11 protein-coding genes and 1 pseudogene are annotated in these 11,938 nt (G+C 60.4%); 6 read left to right on the top strand and 6 right to left on the bottom strand.

Translation table 11 applies throughout. The annotated features are described in order from the left end of the window. A pseudogene (locus PMI35_RS07050) lies at positions 1 to 308 on the top strand (hypothetical protein); the annotation flags it as partial. Between the two features lie 17 nt (positions 309 to 325). Then, entirely contained in the window at positions 326 to 679 is a 354-nt protein-coding gene (locus PMI35_RS07045) for a DUF1428 domain-containing protein (RefSeq protein ID WP_008063751.1), read from the top strand. Positions 680 to 693: 14 nt separating this feature from the next. Here PMI35_RS07045 and PMI35_RS07040 read toward each other — a convergent pair whose 3' ends face one another. Then, complete coding sequence (locus PMI35_RS07040; protein ID WP_008063752.1) at positions 694 to 888, bottom strand: hypothetical protein; 195 nt, start codon at positions 886 to 888, stop codon at positions 694 to 696. 111 nt (positions 889 to 999) lie between these two features. Here PMI35_RS07040 and thpR point away from each other — a divergent pair, with 111 nt between their 5' ends. After that, positions 1,000 to 1,539, top strand: coding sequence for an RNA 2',3'-cyclic phosphodiesterase (gene thpR, locus PMI35_RS07035; RefSeq protein WP_008063753.1), 540 nt, complete (start codon positions 1,000 to 1,002; stop codon positions 1,537 to 1,539). Between the two features lie 220 nt (positions 1,540 to 1,759). Here the strand turns inward: thpR and PMI35_RS07030 are convergent, their stop codons facing one another. The 5 genes from PMI35_RS07030 to PMI35_RS07010 form a co-directional block, all read right to left on the bottom strand. After that, positions 1,760 to 2,857: a polyamine ABC transporter substrate-binding protein gene (locus PMI35_RS07030; RefSeq protein WP_008063754.1), complete on the bottom strand. Its 1,098-nt coding sequence runs from the start codon at positions 2,855 to 2,857 to the stop codon at positions 1,760 to 1,762. A gap of 180 nt (positions 2,858 to 3,037) precedes the next feature. Then, on the bottom strand, positions 3,038 to 3,922 hold the full coding sequence (locus PMI35_RS07025; protein ID WP_008063756.1) for an ABC transporter permease subunit: 885 nt from the start codon (positions 3,920 to 3,922) through the stop codon (positions 3,038 to 3,040). Then, on the bottom strand, positions 3,919 to 4,800 hold the full coding sequence (locus tag PMI35_RS07020) for an ABC transporter permease subunit (RefSeq protein ID WP_162831853.1): 882 nt from the start codon (positions 4,798 to 4,800) through the stop codon (positions 3,919 to 3,921). Before PMI35_RS07020 ends, PMI35_RS07025 begins: the two co-directional genes overlap by 4 nt. 29 nt (positions 4,801 to 4,829) lie before the next feature. Next, a complete protein-coding gene (gene potA, locus PMI35_RS07015) occupies positions 4,830 to 5,972 on the bottom strand; it encodes a polyamine ABC transporter ATP-binding protein (RefSeq protein ID WP_008063760.1) in 1,143 nt (380 codons plus the stop codon). Between the two features lie 349 nt (positions 5,973 to 6,321). Continuing rightward, positions 6,322 to 7,083, bottom strand: a complete 762-nt coding sequence (locus PMI35_RS07010) for a gamma-glutamyl-gamma-aminobutyrate hydrolase family protein (RefSeq protein WP_008063762.1) — start codon at positions 7,081 to 7,083, stop codon at positions 6,322 to 6,324. 280 nt (positions 7,084 to 7,363) lie between these two features. On the opposite strand from PMI35_RS07010, the gene PMI35_RS07005 reads away from it, so the two are divergent. The 3 genes from PMI35_RS07005 (at position 7,364) to PMI35_RS06995 (ending at position 11,777) form a co-directional block, all read left to right on the top strand. Next, positions 7,364 to 8,740: a glutamine synthetase family protein gene (locus PMI35_RS07005; protein ID WP_008063763.1), complete on the top strand. Its 1,377-nt coding sequence runs from the start codon at positions 7,364 to 7,366 to the stop codon at positions 8,738 to 8,740. 210 nt (positions 8,741 to 8,950) lie between these two features. Further along, a complete protein-coding gene (locus PMI35_RS07000; protein WP_008063766.1) occupies positions 8,951 to 10,441 on the top strand; it encodes an aldehyde dehydrogenase in 1,491 nt (496 codons plus the stop codon). A 52-nt stretch (positions 10,442 to 10,493) separates the two neighbouring features. Then, positions 10,494 to 11,777 (top strand): NAD(P)/FAD-dependent oxidoreductase, encoded by a 1,284-nt coding sequence (locus PMI35_RS06995; RefSeq protein WP_008063768.1) that lies wholly within the window; start codon positions 10,494 to 10,496, stop codon positions 11,775 to 11,777. Positions 11,778 to 11,938: the final 161 nt, after the last annotated feature.

Below are 11,938 nucleotides of genomic sequence, written 5' to 3' on the forward strand. Positions count from 1 at the left end.
CGGCGGCCGCCGGCAAACTGGCCGGTGCGTTGATCTCCGTCGGCGTCGCGGGTGTTCGGGCGATCATCCAGGCCAACGACCGGCCGGACAGCGAGGCGTTGATCCGCAGCAGCCTGGGCAACACATTCGACAAGGCCTGGACGAAGCTGCTGCAGAACCCGACCACCGGCGTGATGGCGGGCACGCTGTACATGGCCTCGCAGATAGAAGGGAGCTTGGCGCAGAGCGCCCAACCGTCGGTCGATTCGAGCACGGGATCTGTCGATTGGAGTCCTTCCCAGTCGACTAATCAGCAGATCAACCCATGACCCAAGGAGAACACCCCATGTCATATGTCGATGGTTTTGTCGCTGCCGTGCCCACCGCCAACCGCGAAAAATTCAAGAAGCACGCCGAGATGGCCGCGGCCATTTTCATGGAGAACGGCGCGCTGAGCCTTGCCGAGTGCTGGGGCGACGACGTCCCTGACGGCAAGCTGACCTCGTTTCCGATGGCGGTAAAACTCAAGGAGGACGAAACCGTGGTGTTTTCCTGGATCGTCTGGCCGGACAAATCCACCCGTGACGCCGGGATGGCGAAACTGATGACCGATCCGCGGATACAACCCGACGTCAATCCCATGCCATTCGATGGTCAACGGATGATATTCGGCGGTTTTGAAATGATCGTGAAGGCTTGAACCGAATCGCCGGATCACTCCGCCGCCGGGGTGATCCGGCAACTTTTGCGGTTGCGGATTTCGTCATCGGTCGGTCGCTCGCGGACGAACTCGAAACGCGGCTCGCCTTCGCTGTAATGCACCAGCCAGCCCCATTCCAGCTTGAGTTCGTCCTGACCAGGCTCAGGCGGCTTCGCCCACCAGGGTTCCTTGCTGAGGATCTGTCGCATGCTTTCCTCCGGTTGCTTCGCTTGCATCAACTATAACGTGCATGCCGGCAGATGCCAGGAAGGGGCTTGCCGGTTGTAGACTCAAGGCAATCCCTGGCAGAGATACCTGGCATGAATGACGAACCCCATGAACCGTTCAAACGGTTGTTTTTCGCCCTGGACTGCGCACCGGCGCAACGCAAGGCCATCGCCCAATGGCGCAGCGCCTTGCAACTGCGCAGCGGGCGACCGGTGCCGGTGGAGAATTTTCATCTGACCTTGAAGTTTCTGGGGGCGGTGGGGATCGCGCAGATTGCCGATGTCTGCAAGGCTGCCGCGACTGTGCGCACGTCGGATAAACGCCTGGTCGTGGAGCTCGATCGCCTGGACGTGTGGCGCAGGGCAGGGGTCCTGGTGCTGGCGCCCGAACAGGCATCGCCGGCGCTGTTGCGGCTGGTGTATGACCTGGAGCAGGCCATGTTGCCCTTTGTCCTTGCGGATGCACCCCGGGAATTTCGCCCGCATCTGACCCTGGCGCGGGACTATCGGGCGCCGGTGCCGGAGTCTGCCACGCCACCGGAATTTATCCTGCGTGCCGAGCGCTTTACCTTGTTCGAATCGCACAAGGGCCGCTATCGGGCGTTGGCCGAGTGGCCGTTGGGCGGTGTTTGATCCAAAAAAAGGCGCCCGAGGGCGCCAAACTTCACCTTAACCGAGGAGCCAGGTGAGGGATGCAGCGGTGGTAAGGCGCTGCATGAATGTAAATCAGGCAATACTGAACCCTGTGGGAGCGGGCTTGCCCGCGATGAGGCCGGCACATCCGGCGTCTATGTCGTCTGACTAACCGCCATCGCGGGCAAGCCCGCTCCCACAGGGATATGTGTAGTGTCAGTTACTGACCCAACTTCACCTTGGTCCAGCCCCGGGTCATCACCCGCTGCACGCCAATCGGCTGGTCAGGAATGGCATACAAGGTCGCCATCACCGCTTCAGGCGGATACGAGCCCGGATCGTTGCGAATCGCCTCATCCACCAACGGCGTCGCGGCCGCGTTGGCGTTGCTGTAGCCGATGTTGTTGGTGATCTCGGCGATGATGTCCGGGCGCATCAGGAAGTTCATGAACAGGTAGGCGTTCTCGACGTTGGCGGCATCGCGCGGGATGGCAACCATGTCGTAGAAACTGCCGGCGCCTTCTTTCGGGATGCTGTAGTCGATCTTCACCTTGTCCCCGGCTTCCTCGGCGCGGGCCTTGGCTTGCAGTACGTCGCCGGAGTAACCGACAGCCACGCAGATGTTGCCGTTGGCCAGGTCTGAGATGTACTTCGACGAATGGAAATACGCCACCGACGGACGGATTTTCATGAACAGTGCTTCGGCTTCGGCGATGTGCGCCTTGTCCTGATCGTTCACCGGGTAGCCAAGGTAGTGCAGGGCGGCCGGGATCATCTCGGTGGGCGAGTCGAGGAAGCTGATGCCGCAGGCTTTGAGTTTTTCAGCGTTTTCCGGTTTGAACAGCAGGTCCCAGGAATTGGTCGGGGCGTTGGTGCCGAGCACTTCCTTGACCTTCTGCGGGTTGAAGCCAATGCCGATCGAGCCCCACATGTACGGGAAGGCGTGGGCGTTGTCCGGGTCGCTGGCGGAGGCGTTTTTCAGCAGCACCGGATTGAGGTTCTGCCAGTTGGGCAGCTTGGACTTGTCCAGTTCCTGATAGACCCCGGCCTTGATCTGCTTGGCCAGGAAACTGTTGGACGGCACGACGATGTCGTAGCCGGACTTGCCCGCCAGCAAGCGGGCTTCAAGGGTTTCGTTGCTGTCGAACACATCGTAGGTCACGCGGATGCCGGTCTCGTCTTCGAACTTCTTGACGGTGTCCGGCGCAATGTAATCCGACCAGTTATAGACGCGCAGAACCTTGTCATTGGCCTGGGCGCCCGAGGCGATCGCGCCCAATAAGGACAGTGTCAGCAGAGTCCTGCCAAACATTTTCATCGGTACAACTCCATTTCTTTTCTTATTCAAATTACGCAAAGCAAAATTGCGAACAGCATGAATCCATCTGACGAAGGAAAGGATCAATCACCCTGTAGGAGCTGCCGAGTGAAACGAGGCTGCGATCTTTTGATTTTTAGAAGCAAGATCAAAAGATCGCAGCCTGCGGCAGCTCCTACGTTAGGCGGTGGCTTCTACCATTGGCTTTTTCGGTTGTTGCCAGGATTCGCTTGCGGTCTGGTCCATCGCTTCCTGGATCGCACGTTTACGGCTGGCTTCGGCACGGCGGCTGAAGTACCAGACCATGAAGGTCACGATCGACACGGCCAACAGGATCAGGCTGGCCACGGCGTTGATCTCGGGTTTCACGCCCAGGCGCACCGCCGAGAACACTTCCATCGGCAGGGTGGTGGAACCCGGGCCCGAGACGAAGCTCGCCAGTACCAGGTCATCCAGCGACAGGGCGAACGACATCATGCCGCCGGCCGCCAGTGACGGCGCGATCATCGGGATGGTAATCAGGAAAAACACCTTGAATGGCTTGGCACCCAGGTCCATGGCCGCTTCTTCGATGGACAGGTCCAGCTCGCGAAGGCGGGCGGAGACTACCACTGCAACGTAGGCGGCACAAAACGTGGTGTGGGCGATCCAGATCGTGACGATGCCACGCTCCATCGGCCAGCCGATCAACTGCGCCATGGCCACGAACAGCAGCAACAGCGACAGACCGGTGATCACTTCCGGCATCACCAGCGGCGCGGTCACCAGGCCGCCGAACAGCGTGCGGCCCTTGAAGCGCGTGACACGGGTCAGCACGAACGCGGCCAGCGTCCCCAGTGCGACGGCTGCAATCGCGGTGTAGCAGGCGATTTCCAGCGAACGCACCACCGAGCCCATCAGTTGCGAGTTGTCGAGCAGGCCGGCGTACCACTTGAACGACCAGCCGCCCCACACCGTCACCAGCTTGGAGGCGTTGAACGAGTAGATCACCAGGATCAGCATCGGCAGGTAGATGAACGACAGGCCGAAGATCAGCATGAACTTTGAAAATCCTAAGCGTTTCATCCCCGTGCCTCCATCTCTTTGGCCTGACTGCGGTTGAACAGCAGAATCGGCACGATCAGAATCAACAGCATCACCACCGCCAGGGCAGACGCCACCGGCCAATCGCGGTTATTGAAGAACTCCTGCCACAGCACGCGGCCGATCATCAGGGTCTCAGGACCGCCGAGCAGTTCCGGGATCACGAACTCCCCGACCACTGGAATGAACACCAGCATGCATCCGGCGATGATGCCGTTCTTGGCCAGCGGCACGGTGATTTTCCAGAAGCTGTTGAAGGTGCTCGAACCCAGGTCCGACGCCGCTTCCAGCAGGCTCTGGTCGTGTTTGACCAGGTTGGCGTAGAGCGGCAGGATCATGAACGGCAAGTAAGCGTAAACGACCCCTATATAGACGGCGGTGTTGGTGTTGAGGATCTCGATCGGGTGATCGGTCAGCCCGATCCACATCAAGAAGCCGTTGAGCAGGCCGTTGTTGCTGAGGATGCCCATCCACGCATAAACGCGGATCAGGATCGCCGTCCAGGTCGGCATCATGATCAGCAGCATCAAGACGTTTTGCGCTTCCTTGCTCGCCTTGGTAATGGCGTAGGCCATCGGAAAACCGATCACCAGGCACATCAGCGTACTGAACAGCGCGACCTTCAACGAACCGAGGTAGGCCGAGAGATACAACTCATCTTCGCCCAGCAATGTGTAGTTGCCGATGTTGAGCAGCAGATTGAATTTCTGCTCGGCGTAGGTGTAGATCTCCGAGTAGGGCGGAATGGCCAGGGCTGCTTCCGAGAAGCTGATCTTCATCACCAGGAAAAACGGCAGCATGAAGAACAGGCACAGCCACAGGAACGGGATGCCGATGACGAGCTTTCGACCGCTGGGCACCAGGCGCAGGAATTGCTGATTGAAGGTTCTCATGCGCGCAGTACCACGCCGCTGTCGTCTTCCCACCACACGTAGACCTGATCGTCCCAGGTCGGACGTGCACCACGGCGTTCGGCGTTGGCCATGAACGATTGCACCACCTTGCCGCCAGGCAGTTCGACGTAGAACACCGAATGGCCGCCGAGGTAGGCAATGTCATGCACTTTGCCGCTGGACCAGTTGTAGCGTGCGTCGGGCTTGGTGGTGCTGACCAGCAGTTTTTCCGGGCGGATGGCGTAGGTGATCGACTTGTCCTCGACCGAGGTGCTGACGCCGTGACCGACGTAGATCTTCTGCTCCAGGTCCTTGCTGTGAATGATCGCGTGACCTTCCAGGTCTTCCACCACGGTGCCTTCGAACGCGTTCACGTTGCCGATGAACTCGCAGACCATGCGGCTGACCGGTGCTTCATAGATGTCGACCGGGCTGCCGATCTGGGCGATCCAGCCCAGGTGCATGATCGCGATGCGCTGGGCCATGGTCATGGCTTCTTCCTGGTCGTGGGTCACCATCACGCAGGTCACGCCGACGCGTTCGATGATCTCCACCAGTTCCAGCTGCATCTGCGAGCGTAGTTTTTTATCCAGCGCACCCATGGGTTCGTCGAGCAGCAGCAGCTTCGGACGCTTGGCCAGGGAGCGAGCCAAGGCCACACGTTGGCGCTGGCCGCCGGACAACTGATGGGGTTTGCGCTTGGCGTACTGGGTCATGTGCACCAGGCGCAGCATCTCTTCGACACGGGCGTCGATTTCACTGGCGGGCAAACGGTCCTGCTTGAGGCCGAAGGCGATGTTCTGCGCCACGGTCATGTGCGGGAACAGGGCATAGGACTGGAACATCATGTTGATCGGCCGCTCGTACGGCGGCATGTCGGTGATGTCCACGCCGTCGAGCAGGATGCGCCCTTCAGTCGGGCGCTCGAAGCCGGCGAGCATGCGCAGCAGCGTCGATTTACCGGAACCGGAACCACCGAGCAGGGCAAAGATCTCGCCCTGATGGATTTCCAGGGACACATCGTCCACTGCGGTGGTCTCGTCGAACTTCTTGGTGACGCGGTCGACTTTCACCAACACCTTTTTCGGTGCCTGGTGACCTTCAAGAGCCTTCCTGTAGATGCTGGAGGCGTTTGCCATGTGAAACTCCCAACAGGTTTCAGTCGCCGGGCCAACGTGGCCTGGCTTAATAGTTGATTGCAAACCCGGAGCCTTACGGTCGACGCGGCCTCTTCTGTAGGAGCGAGCATGCTCGCGATGGTCGCCAACGATAACGCTGGCAGTCTGAATGCCCGCGGTGTTCGGACATTCATCGCGAGCATGCTCGCTCCTACAGGGAGTTGCGTTTCCCCACCCCGGGTTTATCCGGTGCCGCCTTCCTGGCTGCGGTACTTGTTGTTATTGCAGTGTGTTGTTGTCGTGGGCGACGGGCGCGCAAAGGCACGCCCGCCGTTCACGGGGGCAGTAAATGGATTAATCGCTTGTTACGTCAGCGTGCGTTACGCAGCGCCGCCCGTTGTCGGCACGCGTCACCAAACGCCTGGAAAATTTTCAAATACGGCGGGTTATCAAGAACCTGCCATTCCGGGTGCCATTGCACACCGAGGGCGAAGGTCTTGCTGTTTTCCACCGAGACCGCCTCTATCAAGCCATCGGGCGCGAGCGCTTCGGCGCGCAGGCCGGGCGCGAGTCGATCGATGCCCTGGCTGTGAATCGAATTGACCTGGAACTGCGGGGGCAGGTCCAGCGCCTGGAACACGCCGCCGGGCTGCACGCTGACCGCATGTGCCGGTGCGTATTGCACCGCCAGGTCAGGATGATCGGCTTCGCGATGATCGAGGAAGCCGGGCAGTTCATGGACCTTCTGGTGCAGGCTGCCACCGAACGCCACGTTCATCTCCTGAAAGCCGCGGCAGATGCCGAGCACCGGAACGCCAGCGGCAATGGCCGCGCGGATCAGGGGAAGGGTGGTGCGATCCCGCTGGGGATCGTGTTCGGTGCCGGGCGCGCTGTCGGGGCCTTGATAGTGGAAGGGTTCCACATTCGACGGCGAGCCGGTCAGCAACAGACCGTCGAGCTGCGGAAGCAGGTCTTCGATTTCGGTCAGGTCGCCTAAGGAAGGAATAACGACGGGCAGCCCCAGCGCCGCAACGCTGACAGCACGCAAGTACTTGTCGCCGCTGACGTGGTAGGGGTGCAGGCCAATCTGTTTGACGCATGCAGTAACGCCGATCAATGGCTTGAATGCCATTTTTATCACCTCGAAGTTTCACACTTGAACGAGCTTTTCCGGAGCTTAGCCTTGTTGATTTTAATTAACAACTCTCATGTAAAAAATTCTAAACGCCGCACGTCCGAATGCGAGGATTTACGTGTGTTCCAGGGATGATCTGGCACTCTCGTACCCCTGAGAGGCCCGAAAATAAACGTTTAAAGGTGGGGTGTTCGCTATTGACTTCACTTTGCCTTTCGGATTGACTGGCTACGTGAAAGGGCGGTGAACATAATAATTAACAGCTAATAGGTGCATCATGTCGGTCCCTCTGCGTACCGTTCAACTCAACGAAGCAAACGCATTCCTTAAGAAATATCCTGAGGTTTTGTACGTCGACCTTCTGATTGCGGATATGAACGGTGTGGTGCGCGGCAAGCGCATCGAACGCACCAGTCTTCATAAGGTTTACGAGAAAGGCATCAACCTGCCAGCGTCGCTGTTTGCGCTGGACATCAATGGCTCCACGGTGGAAAGCACCGGCCTGGGTCTGGACATCGGCGACTCCGACCGGATCTGCTACCCGATCCCTGGCACCCTGAGCATCGAGCCCTGGCAGAAGCGCCCGACCGCGCAACTGCTGATGACCATGCACGAACTCGAAGGCCAGCCGTTCTTCGCCGACCCGCGGGAAGTGTTGGCCAATGTGGTGCGCAAGTTCGACGACATGGGCCTGACCATCTGCGCCGCGTTCGAACTGGAGTTCTACCTGATCGACCAGGACAACGTGAACGGCCGTCCGCAGTCGCCACGTTCGCCGGTGTCCGGCAAGCGTCCGATGTCGACCCAGGTGTACCTGATCGACGACCTCGACGAATACGTCGACTGCCTGCAGGACATCCTCGAAGGTGCGAAAGAGCAGGGCATCCCGGCTGACGCCATCGTCAAGGAAAGTGCCCCGGCGCAGTTCGAAGTCAACCTGCACCACGTGGCCGACCCTATTAAGGCCTGCGACTACGCGGTGCTGCTCAAGCGTCTGGTGAAAAACATCGCCTACGACCACGAGATGGACACCACCTTCATGGCCAAGCCGTATCCGGGCCAGGCGGGTAACGGTCTGCACGTGCACATTTCGATTCTCGACAAGGAAGGCAACAACATCTTTGCCAGCGAGGATCCCGAGCAGAACGCCGCGCTGCGACACGCGATCGGCGGTGTGCTCGAGACCCTGCCGGCGCAGATGGCGTTCCTCTGCCCGAACGTCAACTCCTACCGTCGTTTCGGCGCCCAGTTCTACGTGCCGAACTCGCCGAGCTGGGGCGTCGACAACCGTACCGTGGCGGTCCGCGTGCCGACCGGTTCACCGGACGCCGTGCGCATCGAGCACCGCGTGGCCGGCGCCGACGCCAACCCGTACCTGCTGATGGCTTCGGTTTTGGCCGGTGTGCACCACGGCCTGACCAACCAGATCGAGCCGGGCGCCCCGGTGGAAGGCAACAGCTACGAGCAGAACGAGCAGAGCCTGCCGAACAACCTGCGCGATGCGTTGCGCGAGCTGGACGACAGCGAAGTCATGGCCAAATACATCGACCCGATGTACATCGACGTGTTCGTGGCGTGCAAGGAAAGCGAGCTGGCCGAGTTCGAGAACTCCATCTCCGACCTTGAGTACAACTGGTACTTGCACACCGTTTGATGGCATTGGCGGCGTACACAAGATTTGTGTACGCCGCCAAACCTGTGGGAGCTGGCTTGCCAGCGATGGCGTCATCACAGTCAACATTAATGGCACCTGATACACCGCAATCGCGGGCAAGCCCGCTCCCACAGGTACTGCGGTTACTGATCCTCGACCGACTGGCTTTCAGTCCGACGATCACCTATTCCCCTGCGTCGAGTCACAACCATGACAATCACTCGCAGCGACTGGGAGCAACGCTTCCAGTCCCTCAACATCGAAAGCCGTGCCTTCATTGACGGCCAATACTGCGCAGCCGCCAGCGGCGCCACGTTCGAATGCATCAGTCCCGTGGACGGTCGTTTCCTGGCAAACGTCGCCAGCACCGACGAAGCCGACGCGAACGCCGCCGTAGCCGTGGCCCGCCGCACCTTCGAATCCGGCGTATGGGCCAACCTGGCCCCGGCCGAGCGCAAGCGCATCCTGATCCGCTTCGCCGACCTGATCCTGGCCAACCAGGAAGAACTGGCGCTGCTCGAAACCCTCGACATGGGCAAGCCCATCAGCGACTCCCTGGCCATCGACATTCCGGCGACCGCCAACGCGATCCGCTGGACCGCCGAAGCCATCGACAAGCTCTACGACGAAGTCGCCGCCACGCCCCACGATCAACTTGGCCTGGTGACTCGCGAACCCGCCGGCGTGGTCGCGGCTATCGTGCCGTGGAACTTCCCGCTGATCATGGCCAGCTGGAAGTTCGCCCCGGCCCTGGCGATGGGCAACTCGTTCATCCTCAAGCCTTCGGAAAAGTCGCCGCTGACGGCCATTCGCATCGCCCAGCTTGCGCTGGACGCGGGCATCCCCAAAGGCGTTTTCAACGTCCTGCCGGGCTACGGCCACACCGTCGGCAAGGCGCTGGCGTTGCACATGGACGTCGACGTGCTGGCCTTCACCGGCTCCACGGCGATCGCCAAGCAACTGATGATTTACGCCGGGCAAAGCAACATGAAGCGCGTCTGGGCTGAAGCCGGTGGCAAGAGCGCCAACGTGGTGTTCGCCGACGCGCCGGACCTGCGCTCCGCAGCGCAGGGTGCCGCCGCCGCCATTGCTTTCAACCAGGGCGAAGTCTGCACCGCCGGCTCGCGTTTGCTGGTGGAGCGCTCGATCCGCGATCAGTTTATCCCGCTGCTGGTGGAAGCCCTGCAAGGCTGGAAACCGGGGCACGCGCTCGATCCTGCGACCAGCGTCGGCGCGGTGGTGGATCAGCGTCAACTGGACAACGTGCTGCGCTACATCGACATCGGCAAGGAGCAGGGCGCCCAGTTGATCGCGGGCGGCAGTCGCACCCTCGAAGACACCGGCGGCCTGTACGTGGAACCGGCGATTTTTGACGGCGTGAGCAACGCCATGACCATCGCCCAGGAAGAAATTTTCGGCCCGGTGCTGTCGGTCATCACCTTCGACACCTTCGATGAAGCCCTGGCGATTGCCAACGACAGCATCTACGGCCTGGCCGCCGGCGTGTGGACCCGCAACCTGAGCAAGGCCCACACCTTCGCCCGTGGCCTGCGTGCCGGCAGTGTATGGGTCAACCAGTACGACGGCGGCGACATGACCGCGCCGTTCGGTGGCTACAAGCAGTCGGGCAACGGTCGGGACAAATCGCTGCACGCGTTCGACAAGTACACAGAGCTTAAAGCGACCTGGATCAAGCTCTAATAACAATAAAGCGGCGGTCGCCGGCAACCTGCGGCGGCCATCGGAGAAACTTATGAAACAAGCACATGTTAATAGCTACTACGCCGCCACCCGCAACTTCACTGGTGATTTCCCGGTGCTGGAAGGCGCGGTGGACTGCGACGTCTGCGTGATCGGCGCTGGCTACACCGGCCTGTCCTCGGCACTGTTCCTCGCCGAAGCGGGCTACAGCGTGACCGTGCTCGAGGCGGCCAAGGTCGGCTTCGGCGCCAGTGGTCGCAACGGCGGGCAACTGGTCAACTCCTACAGCCGCGACGTCGATGTCATCGAAGAGCGCTATGGCGACAAGACCGCCGAAATCCTCGGCAGCATGATTTTCGAAGGCGCCGACATCATTCGTCAGCGCATACAGCACTACGACATCCAGTGCGACTACCGTCCCGGTGGCATTTTCGCCGCGATGAACAAAAAGCAGCTCAAAGGCCTGGCCGAACAGAAGAAGAGCTGGGAACGCTACGGTAACAAGAACCTGAAAATGCTCGACGCGGCCGACATCAAGCGCGAAGTGGGTTCCAATGCCTACGTCGGTGGCCTGCTGGACATGCAAGGCGGGCACATTCACCCGCTGAACCTGGCCCTCGGCGAAGCCTCGGCAATCATCGGCCTGGGCGGCAAGATCTACGAGCAATCGGCGGCGGTGGAAATCACCTACGGCGAGCCGATCACCGTGCGCACCGCCAAAGGCGTGGTGAAGGCCAAGTACCTGCTGATCGCCGGTAACGCCTACCTGCCGCAGGGCCTCGACAACCGCGTGACCAGCAAGAGCATGCCGTGCGGTTCGCAGATCGTCGTAACCGAGCCGCTGTCGGAAAAGGTCGCCCGCAGCCTGATCACCAACAACTATTGCGTCGAAGACTGCAACTACCTGCTCGACTACTACCGCCTGACCCGTGACAACCGCCTGCTCTACGGTGGTGGCGTGGTCTACGGCGCCCGCGAGCCGGACGACATCGAACAACTGATCCGCCCGAAAATCCTCAAGACCTTCCCGCAGTTGAAGGATGTGAAGATCGACTACCGCTGGACCGGCAACTTCCTGCTGACCATGTCGCGCATGCCGCAATTCGGCCGTATCGAGAAAAACGCCTACTACATGCAGGGCTACAGTGGCCACGGCGTCACCTGCTCGCACCTGGCGGGCAAACTGATCTCGGAAATGATCCGTGGCGACGCCGAGCGTTTCGACGCGTTCGCCTCCTTGCCACACATGCCGATGATCGGCGGGCGCACCTTCTCGGCGCCGTTGACCGCCCTTGGCGCGGTGTACTACTCGCTGCGTGACCGTTTCGGCATTTAAGCTTTACCTCGCCGGCGGTTACCCCAACAGGTGTCGCCGGATTTTTATGCCGCAAATCGAGACTGGGAATACCGCAACCCCTGTAGGAGCTGCCGAAGGCTGCGATCTTTTGATTTTGCTTTTCAAGATCAAGATCAAAAGATCGCAGCCTTCGGCAGCTC

Origin of the sequence: Pseudomonas sp. GM78 (genome assembly GCF_000282475.1) — a bacterium.
In the GTDB taxonomy this organism is placed as follows: Bacteria; Pseudomonadota; Gammaproteobacteria; order Pseudomonadales; family Pseudomonadaceae; genus Aquipseudomonas.